Annotated in this window: 25 protein-coding genes; 13 read left to right on the top strand and 12 right to left on the bottom strand. The window is 56.0% G+C overall.

Annotated features, from left to right (window positions below; genetic code table 11):
* The first annotated feature begins 55 nt into the window (after nt 1-55).
* From LG297_RS03455 to LG297_RS03430, 6 genes are all read left to right on the top strand, one after another.
* Nucleotides 56-1,081, top strand: coding sequence for a threonine aldolase family protein (locus tag LG297_RS03455; RefSeq protein ID WP_404425168.1), 1,026 nt, complete (start codon nt 56-58; stop codon nt 1,079-1,081).
* A gap of 400 nt (nt 1,082-1,481) precedes the next feature.
* Nucleotides 1,482-3,089 carry an ABC transporter substrate-binding protein gene (locus LG297_RS03450; protein ID WP_404425166.1) on the top strand — a complete coding sequence of 536 codons (1,608 nt, stop codon included), beginning with the start codon at nt 1,482-1,484 and terminating at the stop codon, nt 3,087-3,089.
* 117 nt (nt 3,090-3,206) lie between these two features.
* The gene (locus tag LG297_RS03445) at nt 3,207-4,217 is read left to right on the top strand and encodes an ABC transporter permease subunit (protein ID WP_404425164.1); all 1,011 of its coding nucleotides are present in this window, start codon (nt 3,207-3,209) and stop codon (nt 4,215-4,217) included.
* A gap of 13 nt (nt 4,218-4,230) precedes the next feature.
* On the top strand, nt 4,231-5,172 hold the full coding sequence (locus tag LG297_RS03440; RefSeq protein WP_404425162.1) for an ABC transporter permease subunit: 942 nt from the start codon (nt 4,231-4,233) through the stop codon (nt 5,170-5,172).
* Nucleotides 5,173-5,175: 3 nt separating this feature from the next.
* A complete protein-coding gene (dppD, locus tag LG297_RS03435; RefSeq protein ID WP_404425160.1) occupies nt 5,176-6,189 on the top strand; it encodes a dipeptide ABC transporter ATP-binding protein in 1,014 nt (337 codons plus the stop codon).
* Nucleotides 6,189-7,184, top strand: a complete 996-nt coding sequence (locus LG297_RS03430; RefSeq protein WP_404425158.1) for a peptide ABC transporter ATP-binding protein — start codon at nt 6,189-6,191, stop codon at nt 7,182-7,184. The genes dppD and LG297_RS03430 overlap by 1 nt, the downstream gene beginning before the upstream one ends.
* 105 nt (nt 7,185-7,289) lie before the next feature.
* Here LG297_RS03430 and LG297_RS03425 read toward each other — a convergent pair whose 3' ends face one another.
* The 6 genes from LG297_RS03425 to LG297_RS03400 all read right to left on the bottom strand — a co-directional run bounded on the left by LG297_RS03425 (nt 7,290) and on the right by LG297_RS03400 (nt 12,129).
* Entirely contained in the window at nt 7,290-7,937 is a 648-nt protein-coding gene (locus LG297_RS03425; protein WP_404425156.1) for a LysE family translocator, read from the bottom strand.
* A 49-nt stretch (nt 7,938-7,986) separates the two neighbouring features.
* A complete protein-coding gene (locus tag LG297_RS03420; protein ID WP_404425154.1) occupies nt 7,987-8,490 on the bottom strand; it encodes a cupin domain-containing protein in 504 nt (167 codons plus the stop codon).
* A gap of 107 nt (nt 8,491-8,597) precedes the next feature.
* The gene (locus tag LG297_RS03415; protein WP_404425152.1) at nt 8,598-9,104 is read right to left on the bottom strand and encodes a copper chaperone PCu(A)C; all 507 of its coding nucleotides are present in this window, start codon (nt 9,102-9,104) and stop codon (nt 8,598-8,600) included.
* Nucleotides 9,105-9,180: 76 nt separating this feature from the next.
* Complete coding sequence (locus LG297_RS03410; RefSeq protein ID WP_404425150.1) at nt 9,181-9,657, bottom strand: DUF2946 family protein; 477 nt, start codon at nt 9,655-9,657, stop codon at nt 9,181-9,183.
* Between the two features lie 116 nt (nt 9,658-9,773).
* On the bottom strand, nt 9,774-11,165 hold the full coding sequence (gene fumC, locus LG297_RS03405) for a class II fumarate hydratase (protein ID WP_404425148.1): 1,392 nt from the start codon (nt 11,163-11,165) through the stop codon (nt 9,774-9,776).
* Between the two features lie 151 nt (nt 11,166-11,316).
* Complete coding sequence (locus LG297_RS03400; protein ID WP_404425146.1) at nt 11,317-12,129, bottom strand: DeoR/GlpR family DNA-binding transcription regulator; 813 nt, start codon at nt 12,127-12,129, stop codon at nt 11,317-11,319.
* Nucleotides 12,130-12,364: 235 nt separating this feature from the next.
* Between LG297_RS03400 and phnD the strand changes: the two genes are divergently transcribed.
* The 5 genes from phnD (at nt 12,365) to glpD (ending at nt 17,346) form a co-directional block, all read left to right on the top strand.
* Complete coding sequence (gene phnD, locus LG297_RS03395) at nt 12,365-13,336, top strand: phosphate/phosphite/phosphonate ABC transporter substrate-binding protein (RefSeq protein ID WP_404425144.1); 972 nt, start codon at nt 12,365-12,367, stop codon at nt 13,334-13,336.
* A 69-nt stretch (nt 13,337-13,405) separates the two neighbouring features.
* Nucleotides 13,406-14,203 carry a phosphonate ABC transporter ATP-binding protein gene (gene phnC / locus LG297_RS03390; protein WP_404425142.1) on the top strand — a complete coding sequence of 266 codons (798 nt, stop codon included), beginning with the start codon at nt 13,406-13,408 and terminating at the stop codon, nt 14,201-14,203.
* Entirely contained in the window at nt 14,200-15,012 is an 813-nt protein-coding gene (gene phnE / locus LG297_RS03385; RefSeq protein ID WP_404425140.1) for a phosphonate ABC transporter, permease protein PhnE, read from the top strand. Before phnC ends, phnE (LG297_RS03385) begins: the two co-directional genes overlap by 4 nt.
* Complete coding sequence (gene phnE / locus LG297_RS03380) at nt 15,006-15,830, top strand: phosphonate ABC transporter, permease protein PhnE (RefSeq protein WP_404425138.1); 825 nt, start codon at nt 15,006-15,008, stop codon at nt 15,828-15,830. Before phnE (LG297_RS03385) ends, phnE (LG297_RS03380) begins: the two co-directional genes overlap by 7 nt.
* Nucleotide 15,831: 1 nt before the next feature.
* Nucleotides 15,832-17,346 (top strand): glycerol-3-phosphate dehydrogenase, encoded by a 1,515-nt coding sequence (gene glpD, locus LG297_RS03375; RefSeq protein WP_404425136.1) that lies wholly within the window; start codon nt 15,832-15,834, stop codon nt 17,344-17,346.
* A gap of 30 nt (nt 17,347-17,376) precedes the next feature.
* Here glpD and LG297_RS03370 read toward each other — a convergent pair whose 3' ends face one another.
* From LG297_RS03370 to LG297_RS03360, 3 genes are all read right to left on the bottom strand, one after another.
* The gene (locus tag LG297_RS03370; RefSeq protein ID WP_404425134.1) at nt 17,377-17,679 is read right to left on the bottom strand and encodes a chorismate mutase; all 303 of its coding nucleotides are present in this window, start codon (nt 17,677-17,679) and stop codon (nt 17,377-17,379) included.
* 70 nt (nt 17,680-17,749) lie between these two features.
* The gene (locus LG297_RS03365; RefSeq protein WP_404425132.1) at nt 17,750-19,120 is read right to left on the bottom strand and encodes a glutamate--cysteine ligase; all 1,371 of its coding nucleotides are present in this window, start codon (nt 19,118-19,120) and stop codon (nt 17,750-17,752) included.
* A gap of 11 nt (nt 19,121-19,131) precedes the next feature.
* Entirely contained in the window at nt 19,132-19,932 is an 801-nt protein-coding gene (locus LG297_RS03360) for a 16S rRNA (uracil(1498)-N(3))-methyltransferase (protein WP_404425130.1), read from the bottom strand.
* Between the two features lie 62 nt (nt 19,933-19,994).
* On the opposite strand from LG297_RS03360, the gene ubiA reads away from it, so the two are divergent.
* Both ubiA and LG297_RS03350 read left to right on the top strand, forming a co-directional pair.
* A complete protein-coding gene (ubiA, locus tag LG297_RS03355) occupies nt 19,995-20,924 on the top strand; it encodes a 4-hydroxybenzoate octaprenyltransferase (RefSeq protein ID WP_404425128.1) in 930 nt (309 codons plus the stop codon).
* A gap of 77 nt (nt 20,925-21,001) precedes the next feature.
* Nucleotides 21,002-21,712, top strand: a complete 711-nt coding sequence (locus LG297_RS03350) for a class I SAM-dependent methyltransferase (protein ID WP_404425126.1) — start codon at nt 21,002-21,004, stop codon at nt 21,710-21,712.
* Between the two features lie 15 nt (nt 21,713-21,727).
* Here LG297_RS03350 and LG297_RS03345 read toward each other — a convergent pair whose 3' ends face one another.
* From LG297_RS03345 to LG297_RS03335, 3 genes are all read right to left on the bottom strand, one after another.
* On the bottom strand, nt 21,728-23,425 hold the full coding sequence (locus LG297_RS03345; RefSeq protein ID WP_404425124.1) for a PAS domain-containing protein: 1,698 nt from the start codon (nt 23,423-23,425) through the stop codon (nt 21,728-21,730).
* A gap of 319 nt (nt 23,426-23,744) precedes the next feature.
* Nucleotides 23,745-24,500: a hypothetical protein gene (locus LG297_RS03340; RefSeq protein ID WP_404425122.1), complete on the bottom strand. Its 756-nt coding sequence runs from the start codon at nt 24,498-24,500 to the stop codon at nt 23,745-23,747.
* Nucleotides 24,501-24,529: 29 nt separating this feature from the next.
* A complete protein-coding gene (locus tag LG297_RS03335; RefSeq protein ID WP_404425120.1) occupies nt 24,530-25,015 on the bottom strand; it encodes a hypothetical protein in 486 nt (161 codons plus the stop codon).
* Nucleotides 25,016-25,138 lie beyond the last annotated feature (123 nt).

Below are 25,138 nucleotides of genomic sequence, written 5' to 3'. Positions count from 1 at the left end.
GTCCCCGCACATTTCCTGATCCCTATGGACGCCACCCAAGACACGGACCCGTTCGATGAATTTTGCCTCTGATAACGTATCGCCCCTGTGCCCGGAAATCCTTGCCGCGCTGGAACATGAAGCCAGCGGCAACGCGCCTGCCTATGGGGCGGACGACACCAGCCGCCAGCTTGATGCCGCCTTTTCCGAATTGTTTGACCGTGAGGTTGCCGTTGTTCCGGTTGCCACCGGGACCGCGGCAAACTGCATCAGCCTGTCGGCACTGGTATCGCCGTTTGGCGGCATCGTTTGCCATCACGAGGCCCATATCAACGAAGATGAAAGCACGGGTGTTGCGTTCTTTACCGGCGGGGCGAAGCTGATGCCGGTTGATGGCCCGGCGGCAAAGCTTGAAGCCGACAAACTTGATGCCTTTCTGGCAAGCCGGGTGGATCGCGGGGTGCATTCGGTGGCCCCGGAATGCGTTGCCATCACGCAGGCGACCGAACTGGGCACGGTTTACACCGCCGATGAAGTTGCCGCCATTGGCGCGATTTGCAAAAAGCGTGACCTTCGGTTTTTCATGGATGGGGCGCGGTTTGCCAATGCGGTTGCGCATCTGGGCTGCCACCCGGCCGATATCACATGGAAGGCCGGTGTCGATGCGATCAGCTTTGGGGCAACCAAAAACGGCGCGCAGGCGGTCGATGCGATTGTCCTGTTTGACACGTCGCTGCGCGGCAAGGTCGAACAGGCCCGCAAACGCAGCGGGCATCTGTATTCCAAGCATCGCTATCTGGCCTCGCAGCTTCTGGCCTATGTGAAGGATGATCTTTGGCTGCGCAATGCGCGCCATGCCAACGGGGCGGCGCAAACCCTTTGTGACATGCTGGTTTCGCATGGGGCGACATTGGCCCATCCCGCCGATGGCAACGAGCTTTTTGCGAAGCTTGCCCCGGAACTGGTGCAACAGATGCGCGATGCCGGGGCGTTATTCTATCCGTGGCCGTCATTGGGGGCGGATGTTTATCGATTTGTGACGGCGTGGAACACCGATATCGCGCAAATCAGCGAACTTAATGATCGCATTGCGCGCAATTGATCGGTACAGGTGGTTCATTGAACAAACGAATCTAGAAATTTCAAGAAGATAGATCGGATGTAAAAGCACGCTATCTTTATGTGCTTTTACATTCGGTCATCAGTAGCCCCGAAAAAAATGCACCCCTCCCATACCCGATTGTGGGGCACAATTTCATAAAAATAACAGACACTTGACATAAATTCATCATTCATCCGATCAGGTCATCCTACGTAGAACCCCGCAGGAAACGTTGACGATACGCAGAAACCCTGATTATTTTCCCTCGTCGATTGCCAACATAACTGTTGGATCGGGTAAACCCGCCCGCCTGTTTGCGCAAATTGTAATGCATGAGCCGTTCAAGGCCAGCAGCCACCTGTGCAGATTGTTCGGGCCAGCCTTGAGGGAGGCATCTTATATGAAAGCGAATTTCGTCAAAGCGGCGATCGGTGCAGGTCTGCTTGCAGCGACTGCGCTTGCTGCTCCGACTGCCGCTTCGGCAAAAACCCTGGTTTATTGCTCGGAAGGAAGCCCGGAAGGCTTCAACCCGCAGCTTTACACCGCGGGTACCACCTTTGACGCCACCTCGCGTCAGGTCTTCAACCGTCTGGTACAGTTCAAGCGCGGCACGACCACCATCGTTCCGGGCCTGGCCACCAGCTGGGACGTATCGGCCGATGGCACGGAATACACCTTTAACCTGCGTAAAGGCGTTAAATTCCAGACCACCGATGCCTTCACCCCGACCCGCGATTTCAACGCAGACGACGTGATCTTCTCGTTCCGTCGCCAGTGGGACAAAGAACATCCGTACCATCCGGTTTCGGGTGGCGGTTACGAGTATTTCAACTCGATGTCCATGGGCGAACTGATCAAGGACATCGTCAAGGTTGACGATTACACCGTCAAATTCGTTCTGAACCGTCCGGAAGCACCGTTCATCGCCAACATGGCGATGGATTTCGCATCCATCCTGTCGGGTGAATATGCCGATCAGCTGATGGCTGCCGGTACGCCCGAACAGATCGACCTGAACCCGGTCGGTACCGGTCCGTTCCAGGTTGTCCAGTATCAGAAAGATGCGGTCATCCGTTACAAAGCGTTCCCGGAATACTGGGAAGGCAAGGCAGCGATTGATAACCTGATCTTTGCCATCACCCCGGACAGCACGGTTCGTTACCAGAAGCTGAAAGCCGGCGAATGCCATGTCATGCCGTACCCGAACCCGGCTGATCTGGAAGCGATGGAAGCCGATGGTGACATCAACCTGATGAGCCAGGAAGGTCTGAACGTCGGTTATCTTGGTTACAACACCCAGAAAGAGCCGTTCACCGATGCACGTGTCCGCAAGGCACTGAACATGGCGATCAACAAGGAAGCCATCATCGCGGGTGTTTATCAGGGTGCAGGCGTTGCCGCCAAAAACCCGCTTCCGCCGACCATCTGGTCGTACAACAACGATACCGTTGACGATCCGTATGATCCGGAAGCAGCCAAGAAATTGCTGGCCGAAGCCGGTTATCCGGATGGTTTCACCACCGATATCTGGGCGATGCCGGTACAGCGTCCCTACAACCCGAACGCACGCCGTATGGCTGAACTCGTTCAGGCTGACTGGGCCGCGATTGGCGTGAATGCCGAAATCGTTTCCTACGAGTGGGGCGAATACCTTGAGCGCACCAAAAACGGTGAACAGGGCAGCTTCATGCTCGGCTGGACCGGCGACAATGGCGACCCCGACAACTTCCTTGCTGTTCTGCTGGGTTGCGATGCCGTTGGCAGTGCGAACCGTGCACAGTGGTGCAACGAGGAATTCGACAACCTGATCCAGCAGGCAAAAACCACTGCTGATGTTCTTGAGCGTACCCGTCTGTACGAAGAAGCCCAGACCGTCTTCAAACGTGAAGCACCGTGGGCAACCATCGCGCACTCGATCGTTTTCGAACCGATCCGTAACGAAGTTGTCGACTACAAGATCGATCCGTTTGGCGGTCACATCTTCTACGGCGTCGATATCAAAGAATAAAACGCCCTACACCTTGCCGAAGAGGCCCGGTTTTCCGGGCCTCTTTGCAATTCCGCAAATAGAGAGAGACGTCCGCCCGCAGGCCTTGCGCGCGGATGCCAAAAAAGGCCCAATGGCATGCTAGGTTTCCTTTTACGCCGTTTGGGTGACGTCATACCGACTTTCTTTGGCGTTACCATTCTGGTGTTTCTGATGATTCACCTGATCCCGAGCGACCCGATCCAGATGAGAGCAGGCGAGCGCAGTATCAGTCCCGAACGATACGCCGAACTGCAAAAGGAATATGGTTTCGACAGACCGCTTGTCGTTCAGTATTTCGATTATCTGGGCGGTGTGTTGCAGGGTGATCTTGGTGAATCCTTCGTCACCAAACGTCCGGTGCTCGAAGAATTCGCAACCCTGTTCCCGGCAACGATCGAGCTTTCCATCGCGGGGATTCTGTTTGCGATCATTATCGGTCTGCCATTGGGGGTCATTGCCGCGATCAACAGGGGAAAGTGGCTTGACCACCTGACCATGAGCTTATCGCTGACCGGATATTCGATGCCGATTTTCTGGTGGGCGCTGTTACTGATCATGTTCTTTTCGACGACACTGGGCTGGACCCCGGTTTCCGGTCGTCTGTCGATCATGTATTACATCGAGCCGACCACCGGTTTCATGCTGATCGATACCTTGCTCAGCGATGAAAAAGGCGCGTTTATCAGTGCGCTCCGTCATCTGATCCTGCCGACAATTGCGCTTGGCACCATTCCGATGGCCGTGATTGCGCGTATGACGCGTTCCTCGATGCTTGAAGTTCTGGGCGAGGAATATATCCGGGTGGCGCGCGCCAAGGGCCTTGCCCCGATGCGGGTGATCATGGTCCATGCGCTGCGCAATGCCCTGATCCCGGTGATTACGGTGATCGGCCTTCAGGTCGGTGTGCTGTTTGCCGGTGCAATCCTGACCGAAACCATTTTCTCGTGGCCCGGTATTGGCAAATGGATTGTCGAGGCGTTGAACCGCCGCGATTACCCGACCATCCAGGGCGGCATCCTGATGATTGCCTTCGTGGTTATGGGGGTCAATCTGTTCGTCGATCTGATGTATGGGGTGATCAATCCCCGCATCCGGCACAAGCGTTAAGGGGGCACGGGAAATGACAAACCAGAATACCCAATCGACCACCCCCGAAACGGCAGCAGCCGAAGTGGTGGCCGCAGGAGACCAGAAGATCAATCCGCCCAGCCCGTTTATGGAAACGTGGAATTATTTCCGCAAGAACCGGGGTGCTTATGTCGGGCTGATCGTTATCTGCTTTATCCTGTTCCTGGCGGCATTCGCCCAATGGATTGCACCATTTGATCCGATTGCACAGGACCGCACCGCGTTCCTGAAACCGCCGATCTGGATGGAAGGTGCCGATCCGCGCTATATCCTTGGCACGGATGCGGTTGGTCGTGACATCCTGTCGCGCCTGATCCACGGTGCGCAGCTTTCGGTGACCATCGGCGTGTTCGTCGTGATCATTTCGATGATTTCCGGTATCATTCTTGGACTGGTTGCCGGATATTTCCGCGGCTGGATCGAAGTCGGCATCATGCGCATGATGGATACCATGCTGGCCCTGCCCAGCCTGATCATGGCGATGGCGATTGTCGCGATCCTCGGCCCGGGGCTTGAAAACGCCATGCTGGCGATTGCGATTGTCCAGTTGCCGCATTATGTGCGCCTGTCGCGTGCATCGGTGGTGTCGGAACTGAACAAGGAATATGTCATCGCATCGCAGATTGCCGGTGCCGGTCATATCCGCCAGATGTTCGTCAATATCCTGCCGAACTGCATGGCACCATTGATCGTTCAGGGCACATTGGGCATTTCCAGTGCCATCCTTGATGCTGCCGCCCTTGGCTTCCTTGGCCTTGGCGCACAGCCGCCGCTGCCGGAATGGGGAACCATGCTGGCCGAAGCCCGCGAATTCGTGGGATCGGCATGGTGGGTAATCACCTTCCCCGGCCTTTGCATCCTCGTCACCGTGCTTGCCTTCAACCTGATGGGTGATGGTCTGCGCGATGCCCTTGATCCCAAGATGAAGCGGTAAGTCATGGCTCTTCTCGAAGTTAAAAACCTGACAGTCGAGTTCGGCTCCGAAGATGCGCCGTTCCGTGCTGTCGATAATGTAAGCTATTCCGTTGATCGCGGCGAAGTCCTTGGCATCGTCGGCGAGTCGGGGTCGGGCAAATCCGTATCCTCGCTTGCCGTGATGGGCCTGATCGACTTCCCCGGTCGTGTCACTGCCGACAGCCTGACCTTTGACGGCCAGGACCTGCTGACGATGTCGCCGGGCAAACGCCGTGCGATTACGGGCAAGGATATCGGCATGATCTTTCAGGACCCGATGTCGGCCCTTAACCCGTGCTTTACGGTCGAGGCCCAGATCATGGAAGCCCTGAAAGTCCATCAGGGCGGTTCGAAAAGGCAGAGGCGTGAACGCACGCTTGACCTTCTTAACCAGGTCGGCATTCCCGATCCGAAATCACGTATGACGGCCTACCCCCATCAGCTTTCGGGCGGGATGAGCCAGCGTATCGTGATTGCGATGGCGATTGCGTGCAATCCGCGCCTGCTGATTGCCGATGAACCGACCACCGCCCTTGACGTGACCATTCAGGCCCAGATCATCGACCTGCTGCTGAAATTGCAGGACGACAGCGACATGGCCCTGATCCTGATCACGCACGATCTGGCACTGGTATCAGAAGCCGCCGACCGCATTCAGGTGATGTATGCCGGTCAGCTTTTTGAAAGCGGCCAGGCCGACAGCATCTTTGCCGCCCCGCGCCATCCCTATACCCAGGCGTTGCTTGAGGCATTGCCGGAACGCTCCGAGGGGCATGAGCGCCTGCGCACCATCCCCGGTGTGGTTCCCGGCCAGTATGACCGGCCGAAAGGCTGTCTTCTGGCGCCGCGTTGCCGTTATGCCAATGATCGTTGCGCAATCGAGTGCCCCGATGTTGACGACTATCACGGACGCGGTGTGCGCTGCTTCTATCCGCTTGACGACCACGGCCAGCCGACAGGCCAGTTAACCGGCCAAACCACCGGGGAGACCGTGTAATGAGTTTTCTTGATGCAAAACCCGGTGTTCCGTTGCTGGAATCCGATGATCTTGTCCGTCACTACGAAGTCAGCCGTGGCCTTGGCAAACCCAGTGCGATGGTCAAGGCGCTTGACGGTGTTTCCTTTACGCTGGAAGCCAAAAAGACGCTGGCGGTTGTTGGTGAGTCCGGTTGCGGCAAATCCACACTTGGCCGTCAGTTGACGCTGATTGAAAAGCCCAGCGCAGGCGGGCTTAAAATCAACGGCGAAGCCGTCGGCCATCTGAGTGACAAGGAAGCCAAACTGTTCCGTCGCACGGTTCAGATGATCTTCCAGAACCCTTACGGGTCGCTGAACCCGCGCAAGAAAGTCGGCCAGATCCTTGGCGAGCCGGTGTTGCTTAACATGGATAATCTGGGCCGCAAGGAGCGCGAGGAACGTGTGCGCGAAATCATGGCCAAGGTTGGCCTGCGTCCCGAATTTTACGGGCGTTATCCGCATATGTTTTCCGGCGGGCAGCGTCAGCGTATCGCGATTGCGCGTGCGCTGATCCTTGAACCGAAAGTCATCGTCGCCGACGAACCGGTTTCCGCCCTTGACGTGTCGGTCCAGGCACAGGTTCTGAACCTGATGATGGACCTTCAGGAAGAGATGAATGTCGCCTATGTTTTCATCTCGCACGATCTTTCTGTCGTTCGCCATATTGCGGATGACGTCATGGTGATGTATTTGGGGCGCGTCGCGGAAAAGGGACCGACCGAAGAAATCTTTGCCAAGCCGCTGCATCCCTATACAAGGGCGCTTCTGGCATCGGCACCAAAGATCGACCCGGCACAGCGTATCAAGGCAGAACCGCTTAAAGGGGAATTGCCTTCACCGATCAATCCGCCGTCGGGCTGCGCGTTTCACAAACGCTGCCCGTTCGCGACCGACCATTGCGCACAGGTTCGCCCTGAATTGCGCCTGTATGAAGGTCGCGAGGTGGCGTGCCATCGGGTCGAAGAAATCGCCTGACAACAGGCGATCACCCGGATATCCGGGTAGACAAGGGAGCAAGGGGGCGCGCTTTAACCAGCGCGCCCCTGAGCATTCGGGAGATAACTTTTTCGAGATTTTCGATCAGGCAGTACTGCGTGTGCGATCCGTCAGCGCCAGCAGAACCCCTGCGGCGATCAGAAGGCTGCTGCTGATGCGGTTAAGCCAGCGCATGTGACGTGCGGAACGGATCAGCCCCTTTACCTGCCCGCCAACAAGCCCGTAGCCCATCAGAACACAGGCCTCCATCGCGATGAAGGTCACACCCATGATCGCAAATTGCGGGCCGTATGAACCGGTCTGATCAAGAAATTGCGGGAAGAAGGCGGTAAAGATCAGGATCGCCTTGGGATTGCCAATCGCGGTCAGGAATTCCGTCCGGGCCAGTGACAGCGCACCGGGATGGACGACAAAGCCGACGCCATCACCGGGAACATCAGGTTCGGCAACCCTGGTTCGCCAGCTTTTGAGGCCAAGATAAACCAGATAAACCGCCCCGCCCCATTTGATGAGCATGAAGGCGGTTTCGCTGGCGGCAAGTACCACGCCCAATCCCATCGCGGTTACCACAATCATCAGGGCAAAAGCAAGCAATCGGCCCGCCCCGCCGACGGCGGCCGACGCCACGCCATGACGCGCGCCATTGAACATCGCAAGCAGATTATTCGGTCCGGGGGCCATCGACAGGGCCAAGGCCGCACCGGAAAACAGCAACCAGGTATCGAGCTGCATTTCGGGAAATCCTGTGAAAAACGGGTGACCGGCTGATTGCGCCCGAAATTCAGTCGCGCGTCAAGGCGGCAATCATGGTTGCCGCAGCCGGCCATTTCGACGAAAGGTCCGCCCGTTTGCCCATCGCAAAATCGGCGAAGTCAAAACCGGGTGCCACCGTACAGCCCAGAAGGGCAAATTCCCCGCCGGGTTTCAGGCGCGCCCCCTGCCAGACATTTTTGGGCACGATCATTTGCGGTTTCTGCCCCGCCATAAGGTCGTTGCCGATTTCAACCAGCCGGTGGCTGCCATCGGCATAAAGTTGCAACTGTTCGACCGGATCGCCGAGGTAATGATGGAAAATCTCGTCGCTGGTCAGGATATGCATCCCTGAAAAGGTATCAGGCGTCAGCAGGTAATAGATCGCGGTCCCCGTTGATCGCACGCCAAGATACCGATTGCCCGGATTGCAGGTTTCCAGCGCGCGGAATGTTTCGGCGTAAAAGCCGCCTTCCGGGTGGGGTTGCAGACCGAGTTTTTCGATCAATTGGTCGATGGTGATATCGCGGGACATGGTGGCACTTCCCTGCATGGGGTGGATGATGGCCAACCATCATGACAAAAAAGGGGAGCGGTGCAAACCGTTCCCCTTGGTATTTTCTGTATCGATGCAACCGGGGTCTAGTGACCCTTGTGTTCCTGATCGCCCATTTTCATGTCGCCGTGATCCATACCGGCATCGCCATGCGGGCCTTTGGACATCGCGGCCATGACATCGATGGTCACCGGTACGTCGCCTGCTTTTTCGAATGTCAGGGTCACATCGATTTTTTCGCCTTCGACCAGCGGCTTGTGCAGGCCGATCAGCATGATGTGATAGCTGCCCGGTTTGAACATCAGTTCACCATGCATCGGCACATCGATCCCGCCTTCGACCGGGCGCATCTTCATGACGTTGTTGTCCATGATATGCGTGTGCAGTTCGGTTTTATCCGCCAGATCGGATTTCACCCCGACAATGCGATCCGCCATGCCGGTATTTTCCACCGTCAGGAAGGCCGCGCCATTTGGCACCTTGCCAAGCGACGCCTTGGCCCAGGCATCCCTGATTTCGATATCGGCGGCAAAGGCCTGAGTGGCGGCAAAAAGACCGGCAAGGGTCGCGACAACAGCAAACAGTTTTTTCATGATCTTTGTTTCCATCCTGATCCGGTGTGGATTGGTTGCGTCACACCGGTGATTTGATTTCGGGTGTATCGGAAAATCAGATGGAATGCGGTGGTGCGCGGGAATAGCGCGTTCGCGGCAGTGTGACGGCGGCGGCAATCAGGCGGGCCTTTGCATATTCGGCATCATGGATGATGGAAACCGGCGCGCCAAACGGCACGTCCATATGCGCCATCGCCCCATGATGGGACGCACAGAGCGAACAGAAACCGTGACCGGCAGAATGCCCGGCGGAATTTTGTGACGTGGCATCGGTGGCATCGGGTCGGGCGTCGCCAAACGATACGGCGCGCGCACCATCCGCCGTGCAGATGACAATCACATCCCCACCCGGGGCGGCATTTGCCCCGGTAATGGCAGTTAAGCCATTGCCACTGCCAAACATCGCGCTTACGAAACCCGATTGCGTCACCCCGGTCATCAGAATGACAAATGCCAGCATCCAGACGCGCAGGATTTTCCCAGCAGCCCGGATTTTCGTCTGTGACAGCGTCAGTCTGGTGCGAATAAGCATCGATTGGGTATGCCCGAATTTCCCCCCTGCGACAATGAGATATATCATGGATGGATGGCAGGCTGGCTCGGGGCCGCATCAGGAAAAGAGGCCGGTCTGAACCGGCCCCTTGCGGATCAGATCATATCGCGTGCGCGGACCAGCTCATCGAACCTTGCCCCGTCAAGGAAACCAAGCGCGATGGTTGCTTCCTTAAGGCTGCTGCGATCCTTGTGCGCCTTTTTGGCGACCGCAGCGGCGTTGTCATAACCGATATGGGGTGCCAGGGCGGTCACCAGCATCAGGCTTTGTTCGACATAATGATCGATTTTTTCCTGATCGGCTTCAAGGCCGACAACGCAGTTATCGGCAAAGCTGACGGATGCATCGGCGATCAGGCGGATCGATTGCAGCAGGTTATAAATGATCACCGGCTTGAACACGTTCAGATCCAGATGACCGTTTGACCCGCCAACCGTTACCGCAACATGGTTGCCGATGACCTGTGCGCAGACCATTGTCAGGGCTTCGGCCTGTGTCGGGTTGACCTTGCCCGGCATGATCGATGATCCCGGCTCGTTCGCGGGCAGCACCAGTTCCCCAAGCCCGCAACGCGGGCCGGAGCCCAGCAGGCGGATATCATTGCCGATCTTCATCAGCGACGTCGCCAGCACGTTCAGAACACCCGACATCTCGACGCAGGCATCGTGGGCGGCAAGGGCTTCGAACTTGTTGGCCGCCGTTTCGAATTTCAGGCCGGTAATATCGGATACCTGTTTGGCAAATTCGACGTCAAAGCCCTTTGGCGCATTAAGGCCGGTCCCCAGAGCCGTGCCGCCCTGTGCCAGTTTGCGAAGCCGGACCAGCGCATCATCAATGCGATCAAGGCCAAGGGCGATCTGGGCGGCATAACCCGAAAATTCCTGCCCCAGGGTCAGGGGCACCGCATCCTGCATGTGGGTACGGCCGATTTTGACGATATCGGCAAAGGCTTTGACCTTCGCCTCCAGCGCGCTTCTGAGATGGGCAAGGGCGGGTTTCAGGTTTTCTTCGATCTCGACCACGGCGGCGATATGCATGGCTGCCGGGAAGCTGTCATTGGACGACTGGCCGCGATTGACATGATCGTTGGGATGAACCGGATCGCGTTTGCCCATCGGCTTGCCAAGGATTTCGCAGGCACGATTGGCGATGACCTCGTTGGCATTCATGTTGGTCTGGGTACCACTGCCGGTCTGCCAGACGACAAGCGGGAAGTGGTCAAGAAGCTTGCCATCGGCGACTTCGCGCGCGGCGGCCTCGATTGCCTTGGCAAGGTCTGCATCCAGATTGCCAAGGGCTGCATTGGCGCGTGCGGCGGCAAGTTTCTGGATACCGAACGCCCGGATCAGCGCATCGGGCATGCGTTCGCCACCGATGCGGAAATTCTGTTTGGATCGCTGGGTCTGCGCCCCCCAATACCGGTCCGCGGGCACATCGATGCTGCCCATGGTGTCCTGTTCGGTGCGGGTGGTCACTGGATTGGTCACGATAGAAATCCTCCGTGTCAGAAAACATACTGACCGGGGCGGGAACCCGGCTGGCAATTATCTTTTGCCGTTCCCGAATATGGGCGCAAATGATCGTTCGCGCAAAGTCACTCTGTTGAAAAAATGCGGTTTTATCGCCAGCGATAAAATATCAGCTGGCGATTGCCCCCTGATCTGACGAGACATTGTCCTGCCATGCGACAATCTGGACGCCGATGCGATCAAGATGTGACAGCAGTTTTTCAGGCGGCAAACGGTCCGTGATCACCCCGGTCAGGGCTTCGAGCGGTGCGATGTTTTCAAGGTAACGCTGATCGAACTTGGTGTGATCCACCATCAGCCAGGTTTCATCGGACCGTTCCATCATGGCGCGCTTGACCGCAACCGCGCGACGGTTCACGTCACTGAACCCCTGCCATGAAACACCCGACGCCCCGATAAACGCCTTGTTGGCGTGAAAACGGCGCAGGAAGTCAATCGTGTCATTGCCATAAACCGCATTTTCGCGCGGATCGAACTGCCCCGGGCACATGATGACATCGTCAATCACCGCCTGTTCACCCATGCCATGCACCACCGCATAGCAATTGGTCAGAACCGTGCGCCGCAATGCGCCGGGATTCTGGGCCATATAGGGGGCAAGCTGGCTGACCGTTGACCCGGCATCGATCATGATCACATCGCCCGGCCGGATCATATTGCCCGCCATGATGCCGATCCGCTCGAACCCGGCAACCGCGGTCATCTGGCGCTGGGCCAGATCGGGCTGATGGCCCATCGGTTGCGCGGATGCACCGCCAAATTCGCGCTTGATCAGGCCATCGTCGCTTAGCGCATCCAGATCGCGGCGAATTGTTTCAGTTGCCACATCGAATCGTTCCGCCAATGTGGCAACTCTCACATGCGGATGAACTTGCAGCTCCTGAAGGATGCGTTTCTGCCGTTCCTTTTTTCCGATACGCAAAAAGCCTCTCCCCCCTGAATAGTCTGGCCCGCACCACTTTCGGATAAGGTTAACAGTTATTTTTGTAACTGATTGTTACAGTTTTATGTTGCTTTTCAAACTTTTTGCCACTTTATAATGTTGATAAAAGCAACAATAAAAACAACAAAACCACATTTAAAAATGGCGTAAAGCCTGCGTTTACAGGGAAGAAAGGTTCTGTCACATGTTTTCACATGCGAAAAAAACGGACATTTTGAAGGTTTCCACACTGCTTGCTGCCATCGGAATGATGAGCATCGGCAGCAGCCCGGCATTTGCACAGGCCGACGATTGCATCGCGCGTGGCGATCTTGACCAGATGTATTGCGATATGGATGGCGATATGGTTGCCGATGCACCGGCAGCCGATCAGCAGGTTGATCCGGACACTCTTGTCTTTGCCTATACCCCGGTCGAAGATCCGGCGGTTTATGCCGACATCTGGGACCCGTTCCTTGAACATCTTGAAAAAGTAACCGGCAAGGACGTTCACTTCTTTGCCGTTCAATCGAACTCGGCCGAGGTTGAGGCAATGCGTTCGGGCCGTCTGCATGTTGCCGGGTTCTCGACCGGGCCGACCCCGTTTGCAGTTAACCTTGCCGGTGCGGTTCCGTTTGCCCTGATGGGGGCGGATGATGGTCGTTTCGGTTACACATTGCAGCTTTATACCCGCGTTGACAGCGGCATCAATTCGCTTGCCGATCTTAAGGGCAAACGTGTTGCCCATACGTCCCCGACCTCGAACTCGGGCAACCTTGCACCGCGCGCCCTTCTGCCCGGTCAGGGTATCGTGCCGGAACAGGATTACGAAGTCGTCTATTCCGGATCGCACGACCAGTCGATGCTGGGCGTTGTTGCCGGCGACTATGACGCCGCCCCGGTCGCATCCGAAGTGGTTGAACGTATGGCCCAGCGCGATCTGTACGATCCGGCTGATGTCAAAATCCTTTATGAAAGCAAGCCGTTCCCGACCACTTCGTTCAACTATGCCTATAACCTGAAGCCCGAACTGATCGAAAAGATCAAGGAAGCGTTCTTTACCTTCGACATGAAGGGCACGGCACTTGGCGAAGAATTCAAGGGTGTCACCAAATTCGTACCGGTCACCTACAAGGATGACTGGGACGTCATTCGTGAAATCCAGGCTGCCAACGGTGTCACATACACCCCGGACAACCTGAAGTAATCCCTTCTTTCAAACTGCTGCTGCCGGGATCGATTTTCGGTCCCGGTAGTCTTTTTTCAAGGTATCGTGATGCTGCGTATCAAAGATCTGGTCAAACGCTATGGCAAGGATGAGGCCGTTCTCAAGGACCTGAACCTTGAAGTTCCGGGCGAAAGCGTCGTTGCCATCATTGGGGCATCGGGCGCGGGTAAAAGCACGCTTTTGCGCTGCATTAACCGTCTGGTCGAACCCACATCGGGCTCGATTGACCTTAACGGCACCGAACTGACGACTTTGTCCGGCGGCGAGTTGCGTCTGGCACGTCGTCGTATCGGCATGATTTTTCAGGGTTTCAACCTGATCAACCGTTTGACGGTTATGGAAAATGTTCTGTCGGGACGACTGGGATATGTTCCGGCCTGGCGCGCCATGACGCGCAATTTCCCCCAAAGCGACATTGATCGTGCGTTTCAATTGATGGAACGTGTCGGCATTGCCCATTATGCCAACAAACGCGCCGATGAATTATCGGGTGGTGAACGCCAGCGTGTCGGCGTGGTTCGCGCCCTGATGCAGGAACCCGAAATCCTGCTGGCCGATGAACCGACGGCGTCGCTGGATCCCAAAACATCCCGGCAGATCATGGAATTGTTGCGCGCACTGGCATCCGAATTGCAGTTGCCGGTTCTGATCAATATCCACAATGTCACCGAGGCCAAGGAATATACCCAGCGCATCGTCGGCATGCGGTTTGGCCGCATCATCTTTGACAGTGTTCCGACCGACCTGACGCAGGATGCCATGGATGAAATCTATGCCGGGGTGCCCGCAGAAGAACGCGGCGAAACCGGCGATCCGGAAACCCTGCGCGAGGTGGTATCGCAATGACCCTTTCCGTTGAAAAACCAACGGACCAGCGCACATGGAAAAAACCGCCCTTTATCGCCAATCCGGCGATACGCTGGGCGATCATTCTTGGCGTATTGGCCTATGTCGTGTGGGCGGTCACCAGCCTGCCGTTTAACTGGGAACGTATTCAGGAAGGCATTCCGCGCGCCATCCGTATTTTCAAGGGTGCTTTTCCGCCTGACATGATCCGGGGTGAACTGGTGCTGCAGGGCTTTCTTGAAAGCATCAAGATCGCCATTGTTGCAACCCTTGCCGGTGTGATGCTCAGCGTGCCGATTGCCTTTGCCGCCGCATCCAATATTGCGCCCAAATGGCTCTATAACATCGGGCGTGCCATTATCATTATCGCGCGCAGTTTCCATCCGGTGATCGTTGCCATCCTGTTCGTCAAGGCGGTCGGTTTTGGTCCGCTGGCGGGAATTTTGACCCTGACGATCTATTCCATCGGTTTTGTTGCCAAAATGCTGGCCGAACGGATCGAGGAAATCGACTGGGGCCAGGTCGAAGCCATCCGTGCGGCCGGTGGCGGGACATTTATCACCATGCTTTATGCCGTGATCCCGCAAATCATGCCCCGCCAGATCGGTCTTTCGATCTATCAGCTTGACAGCAATCTGCGTGCATCTGCCGTGGTCGGCATTGTGGGCGCGGGCGGGATCGGATCGACCCTGATGAATGCGTTTCGGCGCTATGACTATGACTTCGCGCTTGCGATCACGCTTTGCATTATCGGCGTCATCCTGATCAGCGAAGCCATAAGCGGCCGGATCCGGAGGAACATATGGTAACGACAACACAAAACACCGGACCGGACGCCATCGCCGAACGCGAATGGTCACGCTATACCCCGAAACAACGCTGGCTGCGCTTTGCCATGTATGGCGGTGTCGTGCTGGCAACGGTCTGGTCGCTTTCGACGATCAACATCATATGGCCGTGGCTTTGGGATGCCCCGCAACAGATGGGCGATCTTTTTTCGCGCATGTATCCGCCATCCCTTAATGATTGGGAAATGATCGCCATCACGTTGCTGGAAACCGTCAATATTGCGACGATTGCAACGTTTTTTGCGGTATTCCTTTCATTGCCGATTGCCCTGATTGCGGCCCAGAACACCACCCCGAACAAGCTGACCCTGTGGATTGGCCGGTTTATTCTGGTGTCGTCGCGGTCGGTCAATACCATCATCTGGGCGTTGCTGTTTGTTGCGATTTTCGGCCCCGGCGTGATGGCCGGTATTCTTGCGATTGTTTTCCGTTCGATCGGCTTTATCGGCAAATTGCTGGGCGAGGCGATCGAGGAAATCGACAGGGCCCCGATCGAGGCGCTTGAATCCGTTGGTGCATCGCGGTTCAAAATCCTGATTTACGGGGTTGTGCCGCAGGTCATGCCGACCTTCTTTGCGGTTTCGATCCTGCGCTGGGACATCAATTTGCGCGAAAGCACGGTTCTGGGTCTGGTCGGGGCCGGCGGGATCGGTATCGTCCTGCAAGGCGCAATTGACACCTTTGCCTGGCAGACGGTTGCCACCATTCTGCTGGCGATCATCGGTCTTGTGATCGTGGGCGAGGCCCTGGCCGCCTGGTTGCGCAAAAAGGTGATCTGACGTGTCTGAACAATACGACCTTCTGGTCGTAGGCGGCGGCATCAATGGTGCGGGTATTGCCCGTGATGCCGCCGGTCGTGGCCTGTCCGTCCTTCTGGTCGAACAGCGCGACCTTGCCTCGGCCACGTCTTCATCCTCGACCAAACTGATCCATGGCGGCCTGCGTTATCTTGAACATTACGAGTTCCGGCTGGTGCGTGAAGCCTTGCAGGAACGCGAGGTTCTTCTGGCAGCCGCCCCGCATATCATCTGGCCGCTGACCTTTGTTCTGCCGCACCATAAGGGCCTTCGGCCCAAATGGATGCTGCGGGCCGGGTTGTTCCTGTATGACCATCTGGCAAAGCGCAAACGCCTGCCGGGGTCCCGTGCCCTGTCCCTGAATGGCACGGCCGAAGGCAAACCGCTTCTGGACCAGTTCACCAGCGGCTTTTCCTATTCCGATTGCTGGGTCGATGATGCCAGGCTTGTGGTTTTAAATGCCCTTGATGCGCAGGCCCGCGGGGCGGTGATCAAAACCCGGACGCGCTGTGCCGCCCTTGTGCGCGGAACGGATGGCTGGACCGCGACACTGCAAGCCGAAGACGGCAAGGAAACCAGCGTTTCGGCACGGGCCGTGGTCAATGCCGCCGGCCCGTGGGTGACCGAAATGGTCGACCGTGCCGGGCTTGGCGACAAGGCCGCAGGGTTGCGGCTGGTCAAGGGCAGCCATTTCGTCGTGCCGCGCATTCACCCGCATGATCATTGCTATATCTTCCAGAACGGGGATGGTCGCATTGCCTTTGCCATCCCTTATCAGCGGGACTACACCCTGATCGGGACGACGGATGTGCCCTATGACGGCGACCCCGCCGATGTGAAGATCAGCGACGGCGAAATCGATTACCTGCTTGATCTGGTCAATGGCTATCTGGCAGCACCGTTAACGCGGGCCGATATCGTTTGGGATTATGCCGGTGTCAGGCCGCTTTATGACGACAAGAACAGCAACGCATCGGCGGTCACGCGCGATTACGTGTTTGACCTCGATACCGGGGACGGCGACGCCCCCGCCATCCTGTCGATCTATGGCGGGAAAATCACCACCTATCGCCGGTTGGCCGAACATGCCCTGCAAAAGCTTTGTCCGGTTCTGGGCAATGATGCATCCGACTGGACCGCGACATCGGTCCTGCCGGGCGGGGATATGGCCGATGGCAATTTCGACCGGTTCCTGGCCGGTGTCAGGACAAAGTTGAACTGGCTGCCCGAACAGATCGCCCATCGCTGGGCGCGCTGTTACGGCACGCGCCTGTTTGACATTGCACCGGATGCCAAGGCCATTGGTGATCTGGGTAGGGAAGTTGCGCCGAACCTGTTTGAGGCAGAACTGCGTTTCCTGATGACGCAGGAATGGGCGAGGTCCGCCGAGGATGTCCTTTGGCGACGGACCAAGCTTGGCCTTGGCATGGGCGAAAGCGATATCAACGCGGTTCGGGACTGGTTTGGCAGCAATGTCGACAGGCTTGCGGCACAGTAAGGTCAGGTTGCCAAAGAAACCGGCAACCGGTTATTTGCGCAGATCATCCCATTTGACGAATTCGTGGGCGATGAAATCTTCCATCATCGCCCGCCACATCCGTTCGGCCATGTTTTCGTCAAAGCCATCGATGCGACACTGGGCACGGACCTTGGTGATGACATCCTCGATCCGGTCTTCGTCACGCACGGCATCGCGTGTCGGTTTGATGCGGGCGGCCTGTTCGATATAATTCAACCGTTCCGCCATCAGCGCCACCAGAAGCCTGTCCACCCGGTCCACATTCGCACGCACATCGGACATGGTTTCGCAAGGGTTGGCTTTGGTCGTCATTACGGCAGAACTTTCATTATTCACGAAAAATGAAAAATGGCGGCGATTATTCACCGCCATTTCACAATGTCTAATAGGCGTATTCCCGGAACAGCGGATCGACCGATCCGTTCCATTCGGTTTCATATTTATCGAGGAATTCCTCGGCCAGGGTCCGACCGCTTTCGGCGACGTCTTCGAGGCTTTCGAGGAAATGGCTTTCATCGTCGCCATAGGCATCCATGCGACCACGCGCCTTGAGCCCCTGTCTGGAGACGGCCAGCACATCCTTGGCGAGGTCCTGAACCGTGCCGTTTCTGAACTTCGTGGCAAGGGCAGTACGCGGCACATCATCGCGAAGGGCTTCGCGTTCGGCATGGCTGAGATCCTTGACCAGATCCCATGCGGCATCCAGCGCGGCATCGTCATACAAAAGGCCCACCCACAGGGCCGGAAGGGCGCAGATGCGTTTCCACGGGCCACCATCCGCGCCGCGCATTTCAAGGAATTTCTTGAGACGCACTTCGGGGAAGGCAGTCGTCATGTGATCGGACCAGTCATTCATCGTCGGGCGTTCACCGGGTAGAACGTCAAGCTTTCCGGCCATGAAATCGCGGAACGATTTGCCCGCCGCATTGATGTATTTGCCGTCGCGATAAACGAAATACATCGGTACATCGAGCATGTAATCGACATAGCGTTCGAACCCGAAACCGTCTTCGAACACGAAGGGCAGCATGCCGCAACGGTCCGGGTCGGTATCGGTCCAGACGTGGGAGCGCGAAGACAGATAGCCGCTTGGCTTGCCATCAACGAACGGGGATGCGGCAAAGAGCGCGGTCGCAACCGGCTGCAATGCCAGCGATGTTCTGAATTTCTTGATCATGTCGGCTTCGGAGGCGAAATCCAGATTGACCTGAATGGTCGAGGTGCGAAGCATCATGTCCAGACCAAGATTGCCAACCTTGGGCATATAGTCGCGCATGATTGCGTAGCGGCCCTTTGGCATCCACGGAATATCGTCGCGTTTCCATTTCGGCTGATGGCCGACACCCAGCATTTCGATATCAAGATCACCGCAGATTTCGCGGATTTCATGAAGATGCTGATGCACTTCGCCACAGGTCTGGTGAATATTTTTAAGCGGCGCACCGGACAATTCGATCTGCCCGCCCGGTTCAAGCGAGACGGAACAATTGTCCTTGGTGAGCGCGATCACATTGCCGTTTTCAATGATCGGTTCCCAATCAAAGCGTTCGGCAAGTTGGGTCAGAAGGGTCTTTACCCCCCGTTCCCCTTCATACGGGATCGGGCGAAGATCGTTGCGGGTAAAGGCGAATTTTTCGTGTTCTGTGCCGATGGCCCAGTCTTTTTTCGGTGTACATCCGGACTCGAACCATTCGACAAGCTGACGACGGCTTTCGATGACCGGGCTGTCGCCGGTGGAGGCGCTGACAGTCATAAGGGCTTCCCCTAATCTCTCGTGACCGGAGGTATCGACCCGTCGCCGATGCGATCCTGAAACACGGACAAAGCAGCAATTGCCGCGGTTTCGGCCCGCAAGATACGCGGACCAAGACTTACAGGCGTTGCAAAAGGCTGTTTGCGGATGCGTTCAATTTCGTCGGCGCTAAAGCCGCCTTCGGGTCCAATCACGATTGCATGGTTAACAACATTGTCGTTGTCGATAGCCGAGCCAGCGCCCTTTGCCAATAGCTGACTTAACACTTCACCAATTGGTGAGCCTGATCCCGTCTCGTCACAGAACAGTAAATGCCGGTTTTCCGGCCAGTCGGCGAGCCAATCGAGCAGTTTTACCGGCGGGACAATTTCCGGCACGCTCAGGCGTTCGCATTGTTCGGCGGCCTCGATGGCCTGGGCTTGCAAACGATCAAGGCGCACCTTGTCGGTAATGCCATGTGCCGTCACAATCGGTTGCAGCGTGCCAACCCCCATTTCGACCGACTTTTCGATCAGAAAATCAAGGCGCTGCTTTTTGATCGGGGCAAAAGCCAGGATCGGGCCGCGTTCGACGATCTGGTCACGCAATTGCCGTTCGACGGTCAGCGTGCCCTTCTTTTTGCGAAGGTGATCGATGGTCGCCAGCCATTCACCATCAAGACCATTAAATATCTTGATCGGCGTTCCGGGCTTGAGGCGCATCACATGTTCAAGGTAATGAGACTGTTCAGGTGCGAGTTCGATCTCGCATCCCGGCGTGATAGGATCGGAAACGAAAAGGCGTTGCCGGGCGCGGGTGGCGTCGTCTGTCATATAAGTCCCCAGGCCGGTTATGCGGCGAAGTTCAGTTTGTTAAAGAGTTACATAGGCCAATTATGTCACAGGTCAACCAACCGATACAGAACACGAAGAACGATATGCCAGCCGATAGCTGGATCGACCGGTTCGCACCGTTGGCAAGCCGGCCCTACCTTAAACTGGCACGACTTGACCGTCCGATTGGCACATGGCTTCTGCTTTTGCCTTGCTGGTGGTCAACCGCCATGGCAAGCAACGGCACACCCGACATATTGATGATGTTTTATTTTGCCATTGGCGCATTGATCATGCGCGGGGCCGGTTGCGTCGTCAACGATCTGGCGGATCGCAATTTTGACGGCAGCGTCGAACGCACTGCCACCCGACCGATCCCGAGCGGTCAGGTCAAGGTCTGGCAGGCGATTGCATTTCTGGGTCTTTTGCTTCTGATCGGGCTTGCCGTGCTGGTGCAGTTCCGGATCGAGGCGATTATTGTCGGTATCTGTTCCCTGCCGCTTGTCATTACCTATCCGTTCATGAAACGCATCACCTATTGGCCGCAGGCGGTTCTGGGGCTGACATTCAACTGGGGGGCGCTTGTCGGTTGGGCGGCCGTCACCGGCACTGTCGCACCGGCGGCGGTTGCGATGTATGTCGCGGGATTCTTCTGGACGCTTGGTTACGACACCATTTATGCCCATCAGGACAAGGATGACGACATCAAGATCGGGGTAAAGTCACTTGCGCTTCGGCTTGGCGATGCGACACCGCAATGGGCGATGGGGTTTTATACCGTAACCACCCTTTTGCTGGGTGTTTCGGGGATGCTGGCCGGGTTGCACTGGGTTTACTTCCCGTTGCTTGCGCTGGCGTGTTTGCATCTGGCATGGCAGGTTGCGACCGTAAAACTTGACGATGCATCGAATTGTCTGCGGCGCTTCAAATCGAACCGCGATTTCGGTTTGCTGGTGCTTGCTGCGATTATCATTGCCAATCTGGTCGGCTGAAACGGTTTGCAAACACCGCTTGCAGCCTTATGGCAAAGACGTTATGCCCGCCCATCCTCCGTTGCCACAGGCCCATGATGACCGATAATGTTTTCGCCGATGCGCTGGTTCCCGAAGTCGACGATCCGCGTTTTGCCGATCTGATCGATACCTTTACCGTACCGGCACGGGTGCCATTGGCCCCCGAGATCGAAATGTATCTGGCCACCCATATCACCCCGCTTTGGCAGGCGACGGAGGATATTCTTGGGGTGCTTGATATCCCGCCGCCCTATTGGGCGTTTGCATGGCCGGGTGGACAGGCGATTACGCGATATATCCTTGATCATCCGGAAATGGTGCGCGGCAAAAAGGTTCTGGATTTTGCGTGCGGCGGTGGCATGCAGGCGATTGCCTGTGTCATGGCCGGTGCAGACAGCATTCTGGCAAACGACATTGACCCGGTGGCGATTACCGCCACCCGCCTGAATGCCGAACGCAATGGCGTTGCATTTGAAACCACGACCGAAAACTTTGTCGGGACGCAATCGGCAACCCGGCGCTGGGATGTGATTTTTGCCGGTGATGTCTGCTATCAGCAGCAAATGGCCAATGCCGTCCTGCAATGGCTGATGAGCGAGGCACGGCTTGGCACGCGGGTCATCCTTGCCGATCCCGGTCGAACCTATGCCCCGACGCACAATATCGACGAGCTTGAAACCTATGACGTGCCGGTCGATATCGCGGTCGAGGATGTCGATACCAAATTCACCCGGATCTGGCAGCTTTTGCCAGATCGGGAGAAATAGGGTCAGGACGCATCTTCAGCTTGCGATCTGTTTCACGCAGTCATTCAGTTCGCTGATGCCGGTGAACACGAACTGGATATTCTTTGAAATATCCTGTGTCACGCTGGTCTGTTCTTCCACGGCCGAAGCCACCGCATTGACGTAATCGCTGACCTCGTTGGCGGATGTTGAAATTTGCTGTGTCGAACTGACGACACGTTTGGTGATGCTCAACATTGAGCCGATCTGGACTTCGATCTGATCGGTTGCCTTGGCGGTCTGGGTTGCAAGGTTTTTGACCTCCCCCGCGACCACGGCAAAGCCCTTGCCCGCATCACCGGCGCGCGCGGCCTCGATTGTTGCATTCAGAGCCAGCAGGTTCACCTGTTCGGCAAGGTCACGGATGATCTGCACCACACCGGTCATCGCTTCGGATGTTGTTTCCAGTTCCCCACGGATTTCATCGGCCATCTGGATTTTTGAAACAATGTCCGTCACGGCGATCTGGGAACGCTGCATGCTTTCACTGATTTCCTGAATGGCCGACAGCATTTCCTCGGACGCGCTGGCGACGGCTTCGGCACTTGCGCTTGATCCTTCTGCAAGTTCTTCGGCCGTGATACGGGTCTGAACCTGTTTGGTGATGTCGGTGGCATATTTGACCACCTTGAACGGCCGACCGTTCATATCTATCACCGGATTATAGCTGGCCTGAATCCAGATTTCCTTGCCACCCTTGCCAAAGCGTTTGAATTCCGCGACCTGATATTTCCCCTGTCCGAGTGCGGCCCAGAAATCACGATATTTGTCGCTTTTGGCATATTCCGGATCGACAAACATGCTGTGATGCTTTCCTTTGACCTCCTCGCGGGAATAGCCCATCGCATTCAGGAAATTGTCATTGGCATCAATGATCGTGCCGTCCATTTCAAACGAAATAACCGCCTGCGATTTGCCGATGGCATCGATCTGACCGGCAAAATCGGCTCTTTGTATTTTTTCGGCTGTGATATCGGTTGCGTATTTTACAACCTTGAACGGACGCCCGGACATATCCATGATCGGGTTGTAACTGGCCTGTATCCAGACTTCCTTGCCGTTCTTTCCGAAACGCTGATATTCGGCAGACATATATTTGCCGTCACGCAGCCTGGCCCAGAAATCGGCATATTCGCGGCTTTGGGCATATTCGGGTGACACAAACATCCGATGGTGTTTGCCCTGCACCTCGGACAATTCATATCCCATCGCCGAAAGGAAATTTTCATTGGCCGTCAGGATTGTGCCATCCATGGCAAATTCGATCACTGCCTGGGATTTGCTGATGGCATCGACCTGCCCGGCATAATCGGCCGATCTCAGTTTACGGGCGGTGACATCCGTTGCGACCTTGAACACCTTGTAAGGGACGCCGCGATGGTTCAGGACCGGGTTATAGGTTGCCTGTATCCAGACCTCCTTGCCATCCTTGCCAAATCGCTGGAACTCGGCGGTAAAGAATTTACCTGCACGCAGTTTTTCCCAGAAATCCTTGTATTCGGAACTTTGGGCGTATTCCTCATCCACAAACATTTTGTGATGCTTGCCGCGAACATCTGACAGGTCATAACCCATCAGGTTCAGGAAATTCTCGTTCGCATCCAGTATCTTGCCGTCAAGCGTGAACTCGATAGTCCCCTGCGACCGCTTGATCGCTTCGACGATATGGGCATCGTCGGACCGCGCATTGAACATTTCATTCTCCCGATGAAATGAGCACCACCACAAAATGCAGCAGCGCTGGCTGCAATCAAAATTGCGCCAGTGAATCCCCCCAAAGGATTGCGTGATTTTTCCGTTTTCGATGTTTCTGTTGTACTCCGAACATCGATATTATTTTTTGACCTATGCAACCGGATATTGCGAGACAAGCCAATTGCAATGGTTCTGGTCATTTTTGACCTTTGGTTGTTTTCCCCTCAAAAACTACGCACCAAATCAGAACAGTTTCAAATGGTTACAAAATTATCGATGGAAAACAACAATATAATATAACGCTGATTCCGATATAGGATCAGTCCCCGGATTTTAAATAGCGCCCGGCCAGTTTTTTCCGCATTACAATATTATCAGTCAACCAAAGCACGAAATCGGGATGCATCGGTTGCCCCGCGCGCATTGCGATATGTGCGATCATTTCCCACTGGTTCAGTGGTTTGAAACGCCGCTGCGTCGCTGCGATACCTGCAAGGGCGAAGATATCGTTCGCGTCGAAAACATATCCGGCGGTCGATTGATAGCAGCCAACCAGATCAACCGGCTGCCTGCAATCAAGATGCAGGTTTTTTCCATCAATCTGTTGGTAGCGGTAATGATCGGGAACGGATTCCGTTGCGTGCATATGGGTCAGTTGCACCGCATTCAGCCACGTCACGGCAACCCGCACACGGGTTCCGGGTGACGGGGCCAGTGTTGCGGGGATCGCGCCATAGCCGGTCATATGCGCGGAATAAACGATATCATGATGATCCATCCAGCCAACCGTGACCGGAACCGGGTCCAGATGATGCGGGGCGGCAAATTTTCGCGCCAGTTGAACCGGTGCCCGGTTTGATCCGACGGCCAGAACCGGCGTCCGCCCCCGGATCGCGTCCATCATGTCATCCCGCGCAAGAGGCAAAACCACACCATCGACAAACAGGAAGTCATGATCCGGCGCGGCATAGGGATATAAAAACGCGCGCAGGATTTCCTGCGCGCGTGGGTGTTTTTCAATCTGTTCGCGCAAGGAACGATCAGAAATCGCCCGCGCATCAGAAACAGAAAACATCGTCAACCGGTTCCGGTTTTAAGGCCGGTTCAGCCTTCAACGACGCGATAACGGCAATTGCAGTTATCAACGTGCTGCCAGGCCAGTTTCGACCATGCCTTTTCGGCATCCTTGAACGTCGCGAACGGGCCGTGGCGTTCTTCTTCGCCGCCGACCGGCTTTTCGAAATCGGTGGTTTCATATTCGCCACCGACGACCCAGTATTCTTCAAAACGTTCGATCCGATAACGCGAATTGGCGTCGTCTACCGACTGCCAGGCCATCTTGGACCATTCTTTTTCCGCGTCTTCGAAGCTGCCAAACGGACCGACTTTGGTTTCTTCGCCGATCGGCTTGTCAAAACCGGTATCCTGATAGGTGCCCCCGATAACCCAGTATTTGGCCATCTGTGCGTCCTTCATGCTTTGGTGAATGTCGACAGGCTGCGCAGGGTGGTGCTGTGCAACCCGGTTTCCTGCCCCTGTATAACCAAATCGGCCTTCGACCGACACCACCAATTTGGTCAATATTGCCATTCAGTCGACGCATAGACGGCCAGAAGGCGACAATTTTCCTTTTTAATCTGGTGCTTCGCTCTGCCGGACCGCCGCTTTTGACGGCAGACACCCCGACGGATTTGTTGGGCACAAAGAGCAAAA

Source organism: Thalassospira australica, from assembly GCF_044790785.1.
GTDB lineage: Bacteria > Pseudomonadota > Alphaproteobacteria > Rhodospirillales > Thalassospiraceae > Thalassospira > Thalassospira australica_A.
Note: the sequence above shows the minus strand (reverse complement) of the source record. Positions and strands in the feature narration are given on the sequence as shown.

Excerpts from the sequence above, each read along its gene's own strand:
- LG297_RS03455 (WP_404425168.1), top strand. The coding sequence starts at position 56 with ATGAATTTTGCCTCTGATAACGTATCGCCCCTGTGCCCGGAAATCCTT.
- LG297_RS03450 (WP_404425166.1), top strand. The coding sequence starts at position 1,482 with ATGAAAGCGAATTTCGTCAAAGCGGCGATCGGTGCAGGTCTGCTTGCA.
- LG297_RS03445 (WP_404425164.1), top strand. The coding sequence starts at position 3,207 with ATGCTAGGTTTCCTTTTACGCCGTTTGGGTGACGTCATACCGACTTTC.
- LG297_RS03440 (WP_404425162.1), top strand. The coding sequence starts at position 4,231 with ATGACAAACCAGAATACCCAATCGACCACCCCCGAAACGGCAGCAGCC.
- dppD (WP_404425160.1), top strand. The coding sequence starts at position 5,176 with ATGGCTCTTCTCGAAGTTAAAAACCTGACAGTCGAGTTCGGCTCCGAA.
- LG297_RS03430 (WP_404425158.1), top strand. The coding sequence starts at position 6,189 with ATGAGTTTTCTTGATGCAAAACCCGGTGTTCCGTTGCTGGAATCCGAT.
- LG297_RS03425 (WP_404425156.1), bottom strand. The coding sequence starts at position 7,937 with ATGCAGCTCGATACCTGGTTGCTGTTTTCCGGTGCGGCCTTGGCCCTG.
- LG297_RS03420 (WP_404425154.1), bottom strand. The coding sequence starts at position 8,490 with ATGTCCCGCGATATCACCATCGACCAATTGATCGAAAAACTCGGTCTG.
- LG297_RS03415 (WP_404425152.1), bottom strand. The coding sequence starts at position 9,104 with ATGAAAAAACTGTTTGCTGTTGTCGCGACCCTTGCCGGTCTTTTTGCC.
- LG297_RS03410 (WP_404425150.1), bottom strand. The coding sequence starts at position 9,657 with ATGCTTATTCGCACCAGACTGACGCTGTCACAGACGAAAATCCGGGCT.
- phnC (WP_404425142.1), top strand. The coding sequence starts at position 13,406 with ATGCTGCGTATCAAAGATCTGGTCAAACGCTATGGCAAGGATGAGGCC.
- phnE (WP_404425140.1), top strand. The coding sequence starts at position 14,200 with ATGACCCTTTCCGTTGAAAAACCAACGGACCAGCGCACATGGAAAAAA.
- phnE (WP_404425138.1), top strand. The coding sequence starts at position 15,006 with ATGGTAACGACAACACAAAACACCGGACCGGACGCCATCGCCGAACGC.
- LG297_RS03370 (WP_404425134.1), bottom strand. The coding sequence starts at position 17,679 with ATGACGACCAAAGCCAACCCTTGCGAAACCATGTCCGATGTGCGTGCG.
- LG297_RS03365 (WP_404425132.1), bottom strand. The coding sequence starts at position 19,120 with ATGACTGTCAGCGCCTCCACCGGCGACAGCCCGGTCATCGAAAGCCGT.
- LG297_RS03360 (WP_404425130.1), bottom strand. The coding sequence starts at position 19,932 with ATGACAGACGACGCCACCCGCGCCCGGCAACGCCTTTTCGTTTCCGAT.
- ubiA (WP_404425128.1), top strand. The coding sequence starts at position 19,995 with ATGTCACAGGTCAACCAACCGATACAGAACACGAAGAACGATATGCCA.
- LG297_RS03350 (WP_404425126.1), top strand. The coding sequence starts at position 21,002 with ATGACCGATAATGTTTTCGCCGATGCGCTGGTTCCCGAAGTCGACGAT.
- LG297_RS03345 (WP_404425124.1), bottom strand. The coding sequence starts at position 23,425 with ATGTTCAATGCGCGGTCCGACGATGCCCATATCGTCGAAGCGATCAAG.
- LG297_RS03340 (WP_404425122.1), bottom strand. The coding sequence starts at position 24,500 with ATGTTTTCTGTTTCTGATGCGCGGGCGATTTCTGATCGTTCCTTGCGC.
- LG297_RS03335 (WP_404425120.1), bottom strand. The coding sequence starts at position 25,015 with ATGGCAATATTGACCAAATTGGTGGTGTCGGTCGAAGGCCGATTTGGT.